This window comes from Allocatelliglobosispora scoriae (genome assembly GCF_014204945.1).
In the GTDB taxonomy this organism is placed as follows: domain Bacteria; phylum Actinomycetota; class Actinomycetes; order Mycobacteriales; family Micromonosporaceae; genus Allocatelliglobosispora; species Allocatelliglobosispora scoriae.
The window spans coordinates 2,378,096-2,393,800 of sequence record NZ_JACHMN010000002.1 but is presented as its reverse complement, the minus strand read 5'-3'; the positions used below and the strand labels follow the sequence as shown (position 1 = coordinate 2,393,800).

Genomic DNA, 15,705 nt, shown 5'->3' with positions numbered 1-15,705 from the left:
GTCGAGCCCACGACAATAAGAGGGTGCAGGCACGCGAGAGCCGATGGTATCTCGCGTTTCCGGAGCATGCCGCCCTGGCCCCACCAGGGCACGATCAGGCAAACACCTCGACGAGGACATGTGACGCAACGGCTTGGGATTCGCGCCATTCGCCTGATTCCGTACTCCACTCCCGGCCGTCGAAGGCGACCCGGGTCACGCCGTTCTCCGCGGCCTGGGCCACGGTCCAGTGGGCGAGCTGCCAGCCGCGCTTGTTGTCGGCGGCGGCGATGCGGACACCCTGCAGGCCCGGCTCGGCGGAGGTGGTGGCTGTGCCGGCCCAGTCGGCCGCGAGCGCGGTGAGGACGTGGTCGACGGCGGCGGAGCCCTTGACGACCGGATCGTCGTCCGGGAGGTTGCAGCTCACGGCACCCTTGGCACCGCCGAGCAGGGCCATGGCGAGAACGGAGGCCTCGTCCTCCCACTTCTGGTACGCCTCGGGGAAGGCCGAGCGCTGCACCTTCTGCGCCGCCTCGGTGACCCGGAGCTTCTCCCAGCCCTTCACCTTGGCGAGCGCGTTGTAGAACTTCGTCGAGGCGTAACGCGGATCGCTGATCTGCTGCGCCGTCCCCCAGCCCTGGCTGGGCCGCTGCTGGAAGAGACCGACGGAGTCGCGGTCGCCGCCGCCGAGGTTTTCGAGCTTGGACTCCTGCAGGGCGGTGGCGAGCGCCACGATGATCGCCTTGTCGGGGACCTTCTTGCGGATGCCGACGGCGGCGATCGTGGCCGCGTTGGCCATCTGGGTCACGTCGAGCGCCCAGGAGTCGCGACCCGTGTCGTTGGCCGCCGTGACGACGCACCCGGACAGCTTGGGCAGTGGGAATGGCAGCTTGGCACCATCGCGGCCGGCGAGATAGGCGGCGAAACCACCGGCGACGAGGAGGGCGACCACCACGAGGAAGACCGTGCCCGCACCCTTGCGCCGTTTCGCCACCACGGCGTCAGTTTAGTGGCCTTGGCTCACCCATGCCGGATTGCGCTTCTCGCGGATCGCAGCGACGCCCTCCCGGCCCTCGTCGGAGCCGAAGAACGCGACCGAGAGCTCGGTCAGCGCGGCGAGTCGCTCCGCCAGCCCGTCGACGCGCAGCAGTTCCTTGGTGGCGCGCAACGCCTGCGGCCCGCCGCGCCGCAGCGAGTCGCGCAGCCGCTCGGCCGCCTCGTCCAGCTCAGCTCCCGGCACGGATGCGGTGACCAGCCCGATCTCGGCGGCCCGGCGGCCGGTGAAGACGTCGCCGGTGAGGAAGAGCTCCGCCGCCGCGCGCGGAGTCAGGCGGGGGAGGACGGTGGCTGAGATCACCGCTGGTACGACGCCCAGGCGCACCTCGGAGAAGGCGAAGGTCGCCTCATCGGTGCAGATCGCGAGGTCGGCGGCGGCGATCAGGCCCAGCCCGCCCGCGCGAGCCGGTCCGCGGACGACCGCGAGCACCGGCTTGGGGCACTGGGCGACAGCGAGGAGCACATCGCCGAGCATCGACACCGGCACCGGTACGCCACCCGAGGTCGACGCGAGGGTCTCCTTGAGGTCCGCGCCGGAGCAGAAGACCGGGCCCGTGTGATCGAGCTGGATCACTCGGCAGGCCTCGTCGGCGGTCGCCTCGTCGAGCGCCGCCAGCAGTTGCGTCATGAGCGCGATGGAGAGCGCGTTGCGGTTCGCCGGGCTGTCGAGGGTGATCGTCGTCACGCCGTGGGCGCTGGTCACCGTAACGAATCGGGCCGCCTGGTCGCTATTTGAGGTCACCAGGGCAGACTAGTGGTATGCCAGGAGACCTTCCCGAGGGCGAGCCCGTTCCGGCCGACGGCGCGCTGCCCGACGCCGCGCTCGCCGACGTGGGTCGGAAGGGCTTCGGCTTCTATCTGCACGTGCCGTTCTGCGCCAGCCGCTGCGGCTACTGCGACTTCAACACCTACACGCCGAGCGAGAGCGGGCTCGATCAGAGCGACTATGTGAGCGCGGCGCTGAAGGAGATCGCGTTCGCCAAGCGGGTGCTGGGCGGCTCGGCACCCGAGGTGCAGACGGTCTTCATCGGCGGCGGCACGCCGACCCTGCTCCCGGCCGACGATCTCGCCCGGATGCTCGACGCGGTCGGGGACGCCTTCGGGCTGGCTCGGGGCGCCGAGATCACGACGGAGGCGAATCCGGAGTCGGTCAACGCCACCTCGCTGCGGCGGCTGCGGCAGGCCGGGTTCACCCGGATCTCGCTGGGGATGCAGTCGACGGCGGTGGGCGTACTCAAGATATTGGAGCGAAACCACACGCCGGGCCGGGCGCGGGCCGCGGCGGCCGAGGCGCGCGAAGCCGGGTTCGCGCATGTCAATCTTGATTTGATCTACGGTACGCCGACCGAGACCCCCGCCGACTTCGCCGCCTCCCTCGCCTCCGCGATCGCCGCCGGAGTCGACCACGTGAGTGCCTATTCCCTGATCGTGGAGGACGGCACCCGCCTGGCGAAGCAGGTGCGCCGGGGCGACCTGCCGATGCCGAGCGACGATGTCGCGGCCGACCGATACCTCGCCGCCGACCGGGCTCTCAGCGCCGCCGGCTTCTCCTGGTACGAGGTCTCCAACTGGGCGACCACACCCGCCGGGCAGTGCAAGCACAACCTGCTCTACTGGCGCGGCGGCGACTGGTGGGGGATCGGGCCGGGCGCGCACAGCCACGTCGGCGGCGTCCGGTGGTGGAACGTGAAGCGCCCCGCCGCGTACGCCGACCGCATCAACGACGGCGTCTCGCCCGGCCACGCCCGGGAGCTGCTCACCGACGAGGACCGCTATGTCGAGGACGTGATGCTGCGCCTGCGCCTGGCCGAGGGGATGCCCCTGACCGCCATCCGTGACGCGGCCGCCGTGGCACAGGCGCTCGCCGACGGCCTGCTCGACGAGACCGCGCACAAGAACGGCCGCGCAGCTCTGACGCTGCGCGGCCGACTCCTTGCCGACGCGGTTATCCGCGAGGTTCTGGCGTAAGTCACTTCACCAGGGAGATGGACATCGGGTACTTGTAGAACGCGCCTTCGTTGGCCTTGACACCCGCGAGGATGCCGAAGAGCGCGCCACCGATGACGGCGGCGATGACGCCGACGAAGCCGATCACGATGCAGACCAGGATCCAGCTCACGATCGCGATGATGCTGACCAGGATCTGGAAGTTCAGCGCGGCGACCGCGTGCGCGCGGACCGTGGGGGACTCGTTGCCCTTGGCGAGCAGCGCGATCAGCGGGGCGACCCAGCCGCCCGCACCACTGCCGATGACGGCGCCGGCGGCACCGCCGAAGTGGGCCACGAGAGCCCACGTCTTCTCATCGCTGTTGGCGTAGCCCGACGGGGCGGCGTTGCCCAACGGCGCGGAGGGCGCCGAGTATGCCGGGGGGGTTTCGAACGACGGCGCCGACGGCGGCTGCGAATTCGGGTCCGGCTGCCCCGGAGGGGTGGGGGTATCACTCATGCCGGTCAGGGTAGGACGATGGATCATCCAGCGCCACACAACACTCTTGACGGAAAGCCGACATTTCCGAGTTGAATGGTGATCAAAATCCTGCCGTCGCCACTGAACCGTCGCCCCAGTAGACTGGCACTCGCTCAGCGAGAGTGCCAGTCATCCGTGCGGAGGGAGTCGGTGTGGGTCTAGACGATCGCAAGCTGGACGTCCTGCGCGCCATCGTGGAGGACTACGTCGCCACGCAGGAGCCGGTCGGCAGCAAGTCCCTGGTCGAGCGCCACAGCCTGGGCGTTTCTCCCGCGACCGTGCGAAACGACATGGCCGTGCTGGAGGAGGAGGGCTATATCCGCCAGCCCCACACCAGCGCCGGCCGGGTTCCGACCGACCGCGGCTACCGCCTCTTCGTCGATCGACTCTCCCGGGTCAAGCCGCTCTCGCCGGCCGAGCGCCGGGCGATCGAGCGATTCCTGATGGGCGCCCTCGACCTCGATGATGTCGTGCATCGGACGGTCCGGCTGCTCGCGCAGCTCACCCGTCAGGTCGCCGTCGTGCAATATCCGTCACTCTCCCGGTCGAGCGTCCGGCACCTGGAGCTGGTGCCGATCAGCACCACCCGGGTGATGGTCGTCATGATCACCGATACCGGCCGGGTGGAGCAGCGCCAGCTCGAGCTGCCCACACCGATCCCGCCCGAGGACGTCTCCGAGCTGCGCGGGCTGGTCAACGCCAAGCTCGGCGGCAAGCAGCTCTCGGCGGCGCCGCCGCTGGTCCAGGCCCTCCTGGACGAGGTGCCCGCGCACCTCTCGGCGAGCATGACCGTGCTCGCCACGGTGCTGCTGGAGACATTGGTCGAGCGCGGCGAGGAGCGCATCGCGCTCGCCGGCACCGCCAACCTCACCCGGGGTGGCATCCTGGACTTCGCCGGCTCCCTGCGCCCCGTGCTCGAGGCGCTGGAGGAGGAGGTCATCCTGCTCAAGCTCATCGGCGAGCAGGAGATGGCACCACGCGTGCGGATCGGCGACGAGAACGAGTTCGTCGATCTCCGTGCCACCTCGATAGTCAGCACCGGCTACGGTCCTGGGGACACCGTCGTCGGGGGCCTGGGCGTGCTCGGCCCGACCCGCATGGACTATCCGGGCACCATCGCCACGGTTCGCGCCGTGGCACGCTACGTCGGCGATCTGCTGGCACAGCACTAACGACAGCGACCTGCGACCTGCGATATTGCGACAGAGGATCTTCGTGGCTAAGGACTACTACGGCATTCTCGGCGTCCCCAAAGACGCCACGGCCGATGACATCAAGCGCGCTTACCGCAAGCTCGCCCGGCAGTACCATCCGGACGTCAACCCGGACCCCTCCTCGCAGGAGAAGTTCAAGGAGATCAACGCGGCCTACGAGGTCCTCTCCGACGACCAGAAGCGGCAGATGGTCGACCTCGGCGGCGACCCGCTCGCCCCGGGCGGCGGCGGCATGGGCGGCCCCGGCGGTCCCGGTGGGCCCTTCGTCGGCTTCCAGGACATCATGGACGCCTTCTTCGGCGGCACCTCGTCGCGCGGGCCGCGCCCGCGGACCCGCCCCGGCGCCGACGCGATCATCCGGCTCGACCTCGACCTGCACGAGACCGCCTTCGGCGTCGAGGCGCCGATCACCGTCGACACCGCCGTGCTCTGCGCCACCTGCGCCGGTGCGGGCACCGCCGCCGGCACCCACCTGGCCCAGTGCGACATCTGCCACGGCAAGGGCGAGGTGCAGTCGGTGCAGCGCACCTTCCTCGGCCAGGTCGTCTCCTCCCGCCCCTGCGCCGCCTGCCAGGGCTACGGCACGACGATCCCGCACCCCTGCGCCACCTGTGCCGGTGACGGCCGGGTCCGCACCCGCCGCTCGCTCACCGTCAAGATCCCGTCCGGGGTCGAGGACGGCATGCGCATCCGCCTGGCCCAGCAGGGCGAGGTCGGCCCCGGCGGCGGCCAGCCCGGCGACCTGTACGTCGAGATCCACGAGCGACCCCACGACGTGTACGCCCGCAAGGGCGACGACCTGCACTGCAAGGTGACGGTCCCGATGACCGCCGCAGCCCTCGGCACCCGGCTCACCATCAAGACGCTCGACAACGAGGAGGCGCTCGACGTGAAGTCGGGCACCCAGCCGGGCTCCACGCTGCGCGTCAAGGGCCGGGGCGTTCCGCACCTGCGCGGCACCGGCCGGGGCGACCTCTTCGTCCACCTGGATGTGCGGACTCCCACGAAGCTCGACGCCGACCAGGAACGCATGCTGAGGGACTTCGCCAAGGCCAGGGGCGAGGAGATGGCCGAGCTGTCCAAGCAGGGCGGCTTCTTCACCAGCATCCGCAACGCGTTCAACGGCCACTGAGTCGGTGAGTGCACCGCTCTTCCTGGTCGATGCGCTGCCCGGCGGGGACACCTGCACGCTCGACGGGCCCGAGGGGCATCACGCCGCGAGCGTCCAGCGGCTGCGGGTCGGTGAGGAGCTGATCCTTGCCGACGGGCGCGGCGGTTCGGCCACGGCCCGGGCCACCGCCACCGCGAAGGCGAGCCTGGAGCTGCAGATCCTCACCCGGCAGACGGTCGCGGCACCCGATCCACGGCTCGTCGTCATCCAGGGCATCGCCAAGGGTGATCGCGGTGAACTCGCCGTGCAGGCGATGACCGAGGTCGGCGTCGACGAGATCGTGCCCTGGGCGGCGTCGCGGTCCGTGGCGCAGTGGCGGGCCGAGCGGGGTGCCAAGGCCCGGGAGAAGTGGGTCGCAACGGCACGGGAGGCGGCCAAGCAGGCGCGCCGGGTCTTCGTACCGGTGATCGGCGGTGCGCCGGATGTCTCGACAGCTCAGGCGGCCGGGCGGCTCGCCGGCGGGTTCGTGCTGCACGAGGAGGCGACCGAGCGGCTCAGCCGGGTCGACCTGCCGAACTCGGGAGAGATCGTGCTGGTCGTGGGCCCCGAGGGTGGCATCGACGACCGGGAGCTGGCTGCTTTCGTCGCCGCCGGAGCGACGCCGGTGCGGCTCGGGGAGACGGTTCTGCGCACGTCGACCGCGGGTGTCGCGGCCCTCTCCCTGCTCGCCACCCGGCTCGACCGCTGGTAGGGCTGCCGGGGAATCTGCCCATAAGATGCTTCGGTGACCGATTGCCTCTTCTGCCGGATCGTTGCCGGTGAGATCCCCTCGACCGTGGTGCACGAGACGGCCACCACGCTCGCGTTCCGCGACATCCGGCCGCAGGCCTCGTCGCACGTGCTGGTGATCCCGAAGGCGCACTACGCCGACGTGGCCGAGCTCGCCGTGGCCGATCCCGGGCTCGCGGGCGAGGTGCTCGCGGCCGTCGCGGCGGTGGCCGAGGCGGAGGGCCTGCTCAAGGGCGGTTTCCGGACGATCTTCAACACCGGCGAGCACGGCGGCCAGGAGGTCGCCCATGTGCACGCCCACGTCGTCGGCGGTGCTCCGCTCGGCCCGATGCTCGCGCGCTAGGTGTTCGGCTTCCCGATCGTGTGCGTTCTCCGTCGTCCCGGCGACGGAGAACGCACACGATCCGGCGCCGGTGTGCCCATTTGTCCCGCTTGGCGGGACCGCGGATAGCGGATCTCGGCGCTCGCCATGAGGGCCGGCCTGCACGAAAATCCCTGATCGGCGACCTCGGCGGGCGGTAGCGCGGCGACGGCGCGGTAAGGGGCGGGCAAGAACGTGATCGCGCATGGTGTCTCCGGGCGGATACGATGTGGTGGTCAGCGCCGCGACGAGGTGGAGAGCAGGTGGCGATAGGCCCTCGGGCCAGCCCATGACCGACACGGTTCCAGCTTCAGAGATCACTCCGCAGCGGGTCAAGACCAAGCTCACGGTCCCCGACCCGCGTCACATGGTCAACCTGCTCGGTCCTCGCGACGAGCTGCTGCGACTGTTGGAAAAGGCGCTGGTCAGCGACATCCTGGTGCGCGGCAACGAGATCATCATCTCCGGATTCCCGGCCGACAACGCCCTCGCCGAGAGGCTCTTCATGGAGCTGCTCGAGCTGGTCCAAAAGGGTGAGGCACTGACTGAGGATGTGGTGAAGCGCAGCATGGGCATGCTTACGTCCGGTGAGAACGAGCGTCCGGCCGAGGTGTTGACGCTCAACATCCTCTCCCGTCGCGGGCGCACCATCCGCCCCAAGACGATCGGCCAGAAGCGATATGTGGACGCGATCGACGCGCACACGATCAACTTCGGCATCGGCCCGGCCGGCACCGGCAAGACCTACCTCGCCATGGCGAAGGCGGTCCAGGCGCTGCAGGCCAAGGAGGTCACCCGGATCATCCTGACCCGGCCCGCCGTCGAGGCGGGTGAGCGGCTGGGCTTCCTGCCCGGCACACTCAACGAGAAGATCGATCCTTACCTCCGGCCGCTCTACGACGCGCTGCACGACATGATCGACCCCGAGTCGATCCCCCGGTTGATGACGCAGGGCACCATCGAGGTCGCCCCGCTCGCCTACATGCGCGGCCGCACGCTCAACGACGCGTTCATCATTCTCGACGAGGCGCAGAACACCACGCCCGAGCAGATGAAGATGTTCCTGACCCGGCTCGGCTTCGGCTCGAAGATCGTTGTCACGGGTGACGTCACCCAGGTCGACCTGCCCGGCGGCACGATGAGCGGGCTGCGGATCGTCCGCGAGATCCTCAAGGGCGTCGAGGACGTCCACTTCTCACAGTTGAGCAGCGCCGATGTGGTGCGGCACAGCTTGGTCGGGGCCATCGTGGACGCGTACGCTCGCTGGGACGACGAGCAGGAGCAGGCCAACGGCGCTAGCGTGCACGCCGTGCCGCAGCGCCGTGCCGGACGGCGTCGCTAACTTCATCAGGGGAACCAGTGTCCATAGAGATCGCCAACGAGTCGGGCTTCCAGGTCGACGCCGATGAGATCGTCGCCGTCGCGCGCCACGCCCTCGACGAGATGGGGGTCAACCCGCTCGCCGAGCTGTCGGTCCTGCTCGTCGACGTCGACTACATGACGGAGCTCAACCATCGCTGGATGGGCGGGGAGGGTCCCACGGACGTCCTCGCCTTCCCGATGGACGAGGAGACGATCGACCACGGTCCCGCCGACGGCCGGGCCGAGCCCGCGCTCCTCGGCGACATCGTGCTCTGTCCCGAGATCGCCGAGAAGCAGGCCGTCCAGTTCGGCAGCGACGATCCGCGGATGCGGCTCCCCGGAGCACCCGCACCCGTCCCCTCTCCCGACTACACGACCGGCAACGAGCTGCAGATGCTCACCGTGCACGGCGTGCTGCACCTGCTCGGCTTCGATCACGCCGAGCCGGAGGAGGAGCGCGAGATGTTCGGCCTGCAGGCCAAGCTCCTCTCCAGTTGGCGGGGGCGAGCCAGCTGATGGCCTCGGCCGGACTTCCTGACGGGACCCTGTTGTGGACCGCGGCGGGGCTGGTGATCCTCGCCGGGCTGGTGGCGATGACCGAGGCGGCACTCGGCGCGGTCTCGGCCGCCCGCGCCGGTGAGATGGCGAAGGAGGGTGCTCGCGGCGCGACCGCGCTGCAGTCCGTCGCCTCCGACGTGGTGCGCCACCTCAACCTGCTGCTCCTGCTGCGGATGGCGTGCGAGCTGACCGCGACGGTGCTGGTCGCGCTCGTCGCCGTCGACACCTTCGGCGCCGGCTGGGGCTCGGCGCTGATCGCCGCCGGTGCGATGACCCTGATCTGCTTCGTCGTGGTCGGTGTCGCGCCGAGGACGCTGGGTCGCCAGCATGCCTACTCGGTGGGGCGGTTCGCCGCGCCGATCGTGCGGTGGCTGGGCAAGGCGCTCGGCCCGCTGGCCCGGCTGCTGATCCTGCTCGGCAACGCGCTCACCCCCGGCAAGGGCTTCCGTGAGGGGCCCTTCGCCTCCCAGGTGGAGCTGCGCGAGCTCGTCGACCTCGCCGAGCAGCGCGGCGTCGTCGAGCACGGCGAGCGTCAGATGATCAACTCGGTCTTCGCGCTCGGCGACACGATCGCCCGCGAGGTGATGGTGCCGCGGACGGAGATGGTGTGGATCGAGGCCGACAAGACGGTTCGCCACGCGTTGGCGCTCGCGTTGAAGTCCGGCTTCTCCCGCATCCCGGTCGTCGGCGAGTCGATCGACGACGTGCTCGGCATCGTCTATCTCAAGGACATCGCACGCTCGCTGACCGGCGGTTATGACGACAAGGTCGTGGTGACGAGGGTCATGCGCGAGGCGGTCTTCGTGCCCGAGTCCAAGCCGGTCGACGACCTGCTCTCGGAGATGCAGGCCGCGCGCACCCACATCGCCGTGGTCATCGACGAATACGGCGGCACGGCCGGCCTGATCGCGATCGAGGACATCCTCGAGGAGATCGTCGGCGAGATCACCGACGAATACGACGTGGAACGACCGCCGATCGAGCACCTGGAGCAGGGCCGGGTCCGGGTCTCGGCGCGGCTGCCGATCGAGGACCTCGGTGAGATCTTCGACGTGGAGCTCCCCGCCGACGAGGTGGAGACGGTCGCCGGACTGCTGGCGCAGGCGCTCGGTCGCGTACCCATCCCGGGTGCGACCGCGACCGTCGGCGGCCTGACGCTGACCGCGGAGGGCGCCACCGGACGGCGCAATCGCATTGACACCGTGCTCGTGGAGCCGCCGCAGAAGGAGCTCGCCGATGTCCGAGATTGAGCTGGTCGCCGAGGACGCGAAGCTGGTGACGATGGCCCGCCAGGCCCGCGCCCGGATCGGCGCGCTGGAGGGCGCGGCCGTGCGTGACGGCGACGGCCGCACCTACACGGGCGTGACGATCGCGCAGCCGTCCTTCGGCATCGGCGCGCTGCAGCTCGCGGTCGCGGCCGCGGTCGCCGCCGGCGCGACGACGCTCGAGGCCGCGGCGGTGGTCACCGAGGCGTCGGCCCTGGACGCTTCAGGCCATTCGGCGGTACGCGATATCGCCCCCTCGGCACCCGTGCATCTCGCCACCCCAGCAGGCCGCCCGTTCGCCACCATCACCGCCGAGTAGCGTGAGTGCGTGCCTGATCTGCCGTACCGTGCCGGATTCGCCTGCTTCGTCGGGCGACCCAATGCCGGCAAGTCCACCCTGACCAACGCGATCATCGGACAGAAGATCGCGATCACGTCGAGCAAACCGCAGACCACCCGGCACGTCATCCGAGGTGTGCTGCACAAGCCCGACTCCCAGCTCGTGCTCGTCGACACGCCGGGAATGCACCGGCCCAAGACGCTGCTCGGCGAGCGCCTCAACGACCTCGTCCGCTCGACCTGGAGCGAGGTCGACGTCATCGGCCTCTGCATCCCGGCCGACGAGCCGGTCGGCAAGGGTGACAAGTTCATCACCGCCGAGATCTCCGAGCTCAAGGCGAAGGTGATCGCGGTCGTGACCAAGACCGACCTCGTCGGCAAGCAGGCCCTCGCGGAGCAGCTGCTCGCGGTGAGCCGGCTCGGCGACTTCGCCGACATCGTGCCGGTGAGCGCCGTCGCGGGCGACCAGCTCGACATGCTCGTCGATGTGATGCTGAAATATCTGCCGCGCTCGCCGCAGCTCTACCCGGACGACATGCTCACCGACGAGCCCGAGCACGTGCTGATCGCGGAGATGATCCGGGAGGCGGCGCTCGAGGGCGTCCGCGACGAGCTGCCGCACTCGATCGCGGTGCTCGTCGAGGAGATCATTCCCGAGGGCAACCTGACCAAGATCTTCGCCGACATCTACGTGGAGCGCACGAGCCAGAAGGCGATCGTCATCGGGGCGGGTGCGTCGCGGCTGCGCGATGTCGGCTCCAAGGCGCGGGTCGACATCGAGCAGCTCGTCGGCACCAAGGTCTACCTGGATCTCCACGTCCGCGTCGCCAAGGAGTGGCAGCGCGACCCCAAGCTCCTGCGCCGTCTCGGCTTTTGACACAATTTGAAGTCTGTTCTGACGAAGGAGTGCCCGATGAGCACCGCCGTGCTGCCCGCATACGAGGACGCCATCGCCGTGTTCGAGCCGGTGATCGGCCTGGAGACGCACGTCGAGCTGGGCACCAATACCAAGATGTTCTGCGGTTGCCCCACCGAGTTCGGCGCCGAGCCCAACACCCAGGTCTGCCCGGTCTGCCTGGGCCTGCCGGGTGCGCTGCCGGTCGCCAACAAGGCGGCGATCGAGGCGACGATCCGGATCGGCCTCGCGCTCAACTGCTCCATCGCGAGCTGGTGCCGCTTCGCCCGGAAGAACTACTTCTACCCGGACATGCCGAAGAACTTCCAGACCTCGCAGTATGACGAGCCCCTCTGTGTCGACGGCTACCTCGATGTCGAGGTCGACGGCAAGACGGTGCGCGTCGAGATCGAGCGGGTGCACCTGGAGGAGGACACCGGCAAGACGCTGCACCTCGGCGGCGCGACCGGTCGCATCCACGGCGCGACGCAGTCCCTCGTTGACTACAACCGGGCCGGCATCCCTCTGGTCGAGATCGTGACCCGCCCGGTCGTCGGCACCGGTGCGCTGGCACCGGCGGTGGCGAAGGCATACGTCGCGGAGCTGCGCGACGTGATCCGCACCCTCGGCGTCTCCGACGTGCGGATGGAGCAGGGCTCGATGCGCTGCGACGTCAACACCTCGCTCAACCGGCCCGGCGCCGAGTGGGGCACCCGCACCGAGACGAAGAACGTCAACAGCCTGCGCAGCGTCGAGCGCGCCGTGCGGTCCGAGGTGATCCGCCAGGCCTCCGTCCTCTCCTCGGGCGGCCGGATCACGCAGGAGACGCGCCACTTCCACGAGGACACCGGCGACACCACGTCGGGACGGTCCAAGGAGGAGGCGACGGACTACCGCTACTTCCCCGAGCCCGACCTGGTGCCGCTCGCGCCCGACGCCGAGTGGGTCGCGCAGCTCAAGGCGGCCCTCCCCGAGCCGCCCCGGGTGCACCGCGAGCGCCTGCGCGCCGCCTGGGACATCAGCGACCTGGAGATGCAGTCCGTCGTCAACGCCGGTGCCGTCGAGCTGATCGAGGCGACCATCGCCGCGGGCACCACCCCCGACGCCGCCCGCAAGTGGTGGCTCGGTGAGCTGTCCCGGCGTACCAACGAGACCGGCGGCGAGCTCGCCGAGGTCGGCGTGACCCCGGCACACGTCGCCGAGCTGCAGAAGCTGGTCGACGACGGCAAGCTCACCGACAAGCTCGCCCGCCAGGTGCTGGAGGGCGTCATCGCGGGTGAGGGCGGTCCGATCCAGGTCATGGCGGCTCGGGGCATCGAGGTCGTCTCCGACACCGGCGCGCTGACCAAGGCCGTCGACGACGCCATCGCCGCCAACCCGGCGATCGCCGACAAGATCCGCGACGGCAAGGTGGAGGCGGCCGGCGTACTCATCGGGGCTGTCATGAAGGCCACGCGCGGCCAGGCGGATGCCGCAGCCGTGCGCGAGCTGATCATCTCTCGCCTGCAGTAACCCGCTCACAGCGCGCCCGGTGTCCTCGTCTTGAGCGAGGTACGCCGGGCGTGTCTTGTTTGTCTGGTATGTCGGTGCAATAACGTGCGTGCATGCTGCGCAAGATCGCTGTGGCCGCAGGGGCCGCGCTCGTTTCCGCCGTCGCCCTCGGCATGACCGCCATGACGCTCACCGGGCCCGCCTGGGCCGCGCCCGCAGTACCGGAAGCCTACGGACTGCTCATCACGGTCGGCGGGGCCGCCGTCGGCCCGGTGCCTTATGCCAGCGGTGCCGCCGGCAACGAGTCGACCCAGTCGCTGATCTTCGCGGGCGGATCGACCGGTGCGATGCAGTCGATCACCCAGAGCGACCCGATCAGCCAGTCGTCGCTGGCCCAGGCCAACGCGGCCAACGTGAACGCGTCCTTCCCCGGGCCGGTCCTCATCACCAACGGCTCGACGCAGGCGGTCTGCTCCTACGCGGCCGGCCAGGTCACGCCGCAGGTCGCCATCGCGTCGCTCGATGTGACGATCGGCGGTGTCGGCGTGCCCATTCCGGCGAATCCCGCGCCGAACACGACGATCAACCTGATGCTCGGCGGCAGTCCGATCGGGACGCTGATCCTCAACGAGCAGACTCCGCTGGCCGGGGGCGGGATGACGGTGAACGCGGTCCACTTCACCTTCACCGCTGACCCGCCCGGGGTGGGTGAGGTGATCATCACGTCGGTGACCTGCGGACCGCCGCTGGTGAGCCCGTCAGCGTCGCCCTCCGCTTCGGCGAGCCCGTCGCCGTCTGTCTCGCCGTCCGTCTCGCCGTCTGTTTCGGCGTCTGTCTCGCCGTCAGTTTCGCCGTCTGTTTCGGCGTCACCGAGCTCTTCCGTGAGTCCCTCGGCGTCGCCGAGCAGCTCGGCCACCGCGCCCCCTTCCCCGAGCGCATCGGTCTCCGCGAGCGCATCACCCAGCCCGTCACGATCGATGAACGGCTCGCTCGCTCCCTCGTCCAGCGCATCCGCGACGCCCAGCCCGACCGGTCCGCCGCCCTCCGTGGCGCCAGCGCCGCCGACGATGCCGCCGCCCGCGCCGCCGCTGCCCGTCACCGGCGGCCCGATCGCCCGCTGGCTGCTGCTGGCCGGACTGCTGCTGGCCGCAGGCGCCTTCCTCATCTCCCTATCGAGAGCCCGCCGAGACCACTGACCTGACCCACCGCCGCTGAAAATTCGCGTTGATCAAGGGAAGACTCACCATCGGGGGTGTCCGATATGCGGCGAGTCTTCCCTTGATCAACGCGAATTTAGCGGGTGGCGGTGGGAGTGGGAGTGGCTAGGACCGGGGGGAGGACGAGCTTTCGTTCCAGGCTCACCTGGGCCAGGCCGGTGCCGCCGACGCGGATGTCGTCGTATGCCTGGAGGGTGTGCTGGTCGTCGAAGTAGAGCACCGACATCGCCAGCGGCAGCGGCTCGGCGGATTCCAGACCGCGTAGCCCGGCACCGCCCGTCGAGCCCTGGACCATCACCATCGAGGTCTTGCCGTCGGCATTCGTCTTCGTCGTCACCGAACGCTCGTGCCGGTGCCCGGCGAGGATCAGCGGGCAGTGACCGATCAGCGGTTCGGCCGAGAGCGGGTCGTGCACCAGCGCCACATTGATCTTCGTCAGCTGCTTGTCGATCGTCTCGGCCAGCTGCTTGCCCACGCCGGTGACCTCGTCGATCGTCTCCTCGGAGTCGATCGAGTCGCTCGCGTTGGACTGCTTGTCCGGGGTGAAGCGCGGATCACCGATGCCGGCGAAGGTGATGCCGCCGACGGTGACGATGCCGTTCTCCAGGACGATCGCGTTGGGCTGGCCCGCCACGGCGAGCGCGGTCGCCTCCGAGTCGTGGTTGCCGCGGACGAAGACGTAGGGCACGCCGAGCAGGGCGATCGAGGCGACGTAGTTGCGCTCGGGTTGGCTGCCCCAGTCGGTGATGTCGCCGGTGTCGACGACGACGTCGATCTGGAACTGTTCGACGACGGTGCGGACGACCTCCCACGCGGTCGGGTTGAGGTGCATGTCGGAGATGTGGAGCACCCGGGTGGTGCCTGGCGCGGGCTCGAAGACGGGCAGGCGGGAGACGCTGGCGTAGAGCTTGGAGACGTTGCCGACCATCTTCTGGAGCTGATCGGCGTACGCGCCGTAGTTGTCCGCGATCTTCTTGGCGTCGCCCACGACGGTCGGTGCGTAGGCGAGCAGGCCGTCATAGCGGGGTTGGGAGAGCGCGTCGCGATGCAGCGTGAGCGCTGCCGAGCCGACGGTGGCCCCGACGACCGCGACCGCGAGGAGGCCCGTGATCGCCACCTGCCGGATCCGCCGGAAGATCAGAGCGGCCAGGATCATCGTGCAGACGACCGCCATGCCGGTCGTCTTCAGGACGAGCCGGACCAGCCCCGAACTGACGTCGGTGACGGCGTTCTGGCTGGCCCGGCTGATGCCCGCCGGGTCGGTGATGAGTGCCTGGGTCCGGGCCCGGTCGAGGGCGTCGAGCCGCACGGTGAGGTGCGCCGGACCGTCGTGGCTGTCGAGCAGTAGCGCGCCGAGCGGCGGGATGTCGACCTCCGTGTCCCCGGTGAGGGTCGGTGTGATCGTCATCGTCGCGCGGAACGGCCCCACGTCGGACGAGGTGTGGCCGCCGAGCAGCACGCCGATGACGACGCCCGCGATGGTCACGGCGAGCAGCGCCAGCGCGCGGCCGATCCTCGGGTGGCCGGTCCAGACCGCAGAGCTCAGCCAACGGACTCGCATAGGCCCATCATGTCCTGCTGTCACGGCGTCCTACCACTCA

The 15,705-nt window shown here is 69.8% G+C and carries 16 protein-coding genes; 12 read left to right on the top strand and 4 right to left on the bottom strand.

Annotation, left to right across the window (positions count from 1 at the left end; genetic code table 11):
• Nucleotides 1–94: 94 nt before the first annotated feature.
• Both F4553_RS16375 and F4553_RS16370 read right to left on the bottom strand, forming a co-directional pair.
• Nucleotides 95–976 (bottom strand): hypothetical protein, encoded by an 882-nt coding sequence (locus F4553_RS16375; RefSeq protein WP_221469918.1) that lies wholly within the window; start codon nucleotides 974–976, stop codon nucleotides 95–97.
• A 9-nt stretch (nucleotides 977–985) separates the two neighbouring features.
• Entirely contained in the window at nucleotides 986–1,777 is a 792-nt protein-coding gene (locus F4553_RS16370; RefSeq protein ID WP_312875234.1) for an enoyl-CoA hydratase-related protein, read from the bottom strand.
• Between the two features lie 17 nt (nucleotides 1,778–1,794).
• Between F4553_RS16370 and hemW the strand changes: the two genes are divergently transcribed.
• Nucleotides 1,795–3,003 carry a radical SAM family heme chaperone HemW gene (hemW, locus tag F4553_RS16365; protein WP_184836951.1) on the top strand — a complete coding sequence of 403 codons (1,209 nt, stop codon included), beginning with the start codon at nucleotides 1,795–1,797 and terminating at the stop codon, nucleotides 3,001–3,003.
• A gap of 1 nt (nucleotide 3,004) precedes the next feature.
• On the opposite strand, the gene F4553_RS16360 is transcribed toward hemW, so the two are convergent.
• Nucleotides 3,005–3,481: a DUF4870 domain-containing protein gene (locus F4553_RS16360; RefSeq protein WP_246466368.1), complete on the bottom strand. Its 477-nt coding sequence runs from the start codon at nucleotides 3,479–3,481 to the stop codon at nucleotides 3,005–3,007.
• Nucleotides 3,482–3,654: 173 nt separating this feature from the next.
• Here F4553_RS16360 and hrcA point away from each other — a divergent pair, with 173 nt between their 5' ends.
• From hrcA to F4553_RS16305, 11 genes are all read left to right on the top strand, one after another.
• Nucleotides 3,655–4,674, top strand: a complete 1,020-nt coding sequence (hrcA, locus tag F4553_RS16355; RefSeq protein ID WP_184836947.1) for a heat-inducible transcriptional repressor HrcA — start codon at nucleotides 3,655–3,657, stop codon at nucleotides 4,672–4,674.
• 43 nt (nucleotides 4,675–4,717) lie between these two features.
• Nucleotides 4,718–5,848, top strand: a complete 1,131-nt coding sequence (gene dnaJ / locus F4553_RS16350) for a molecular chaperone DnaJ (RefSeq protein WP_184836945.1) — start codon at nucleotides 4,718–4,720, stop codon at nucleotides 5,846–5,848.
• A gap of 4 nt (nucleotides 5,849–5,852) precedes the next feature.
• The gene (locus F4553_RS16345) at nucleotides 5,853–6,578 is read left to right on the top strand and encodes a 16S rRNA (uracil(1498)-N(3))-methyltransferase (RefSeq protein WP_184836943.1); all 726 of its coding nucleotides are present in this window, start codon (nucleotides 5,853–5,855) and stop codon (nucleotides 6,576–6,578) included.
• A 33-nt stretch (nucleotides 6,579–6,611) separates the two neighbouring features.
• Nucleotides 6,612–6,959, top strand: coding sequence for an HIT domain-containing protein (locus F4553_RS16340; RefSeq protein ID WP_184836941.1), 348 nt, complete (start codon nucleotides 6,612–6,614; stop codon nucleotides 6,957–6,959).
• 307 nt (nucleotides 6,960–7,266) lie between these two features.
• The gene (locus tag F4553_RS16335) at nucleotides 7,267–8,319 is read left to right on the top strand and encodes a PhoH family protein (RefSeq protein ID WP_184836939.1); all 1,053 of its coding nucleotides are present in this window, start codon (nucleotides 7,267–7,269) and stop codon (nucleotides 8,317–8,319) included.
• A 17-nt stretch (nucleotides 8,320–8,336) separates the two neighbouring features.
• Nucleotides 8,337–8,855, top strand: a complete 519-nt coding sequence (gene ybeY / locus F4553_RS16330; RefSeq protein ID WP_184836937.1) for an rRNA maturation RNase YbeY — start codon at nucleotides 8,337–8,339, stop codon at nucleotides 8,853–8,855.
• A complete protein-coding gene (locus tag F4553_RS16325; protein ID WP_184836935.1) occupies nucleotides 8,855–10,147 on the top strand; it encodes a hemolysin family protein in 1,293 nt (430 codons plus the stop codon). The genes ybeY and F4553_RS16325 overlap by 1 nt, the downstream gene beginning before the upstream one ends.
• The gene (locus F4553_RS16320) at nucleotides 10,134–10,481 is read left to right on the top strand and encodes a cytidine deaminase-like protein (RefSeq protein ID WP_184836933.1); all 348 of its coding nucleotides are present in this window, start codon (nucleotides 10,134–10,136) and stop codon (nucleotides 10,479–10,481) included. Before F4553_RS16325 ends, F4553_RS16320 begins: the two co-directional genes overlap by 14 nt.
• A 9-nt stretch (nucleotides 10,482–10,490) precedes the next feature.
• Nucleotides 10,491–11,378, top strand: a complete 888-nt coding sequence (era, locus tag F4553_RS16315; RefSeq protein WP_184836931.1) for a GTPase Era — start codon at nucleotides 10,491–10,493, stop codon at nucleotides 11,376–11,378.
• Between the two features lie 36 nt (nucleotides 11,379–11,414).
• The gene (gene gatB, locus F4553_RS16310; RefSeq protein ID WP_184836929.1) at nucleotides 11,415–12,908 is read left to right on the top strand and encodes an Asp-tRNA(Asn)/Glu-tRNA(Gln) amidotransferase subunit GatB; all 1,494 of its coding nucleotides are present in this window, start codon (nucleotides 11,415–11,417) and stop codon (nucleotides 12,906–12,908) included.
• A 92-nt stretch (nucleotides 12,909–13,000) separates the two neighbouring features.
• Nucleotides 13,001–14,083, top strand: a complete 1,083-nt coding sequence (locus F4553_RS16305; protein WP_184836927.1) for a hypothetical protein — start codon at nucleotides 13,001–13,003, stop codon at nucleotides 14,081–14,083.
• A gap of 97 nt (nucleotides 14,084–14,180) precedes the next feature.
• Here F4553_RS16305 and F4553_RS16300 read toward each other — a convergent pair whose 3' ends face one another.
• Nucleotides 14,181–15,665, bottom strand: a complete 1,485-nt coding sequence (locus tag F4553_RS16300) for a metallophosphoesterase family protein (protein WP_184836926.1) — start codon at nucleotides 15,663–15,665, stop codon at nucleotides 14,181–14,183.
• Nucleotides 15,666–15,705: the final 40 nt, after the last annotated feature.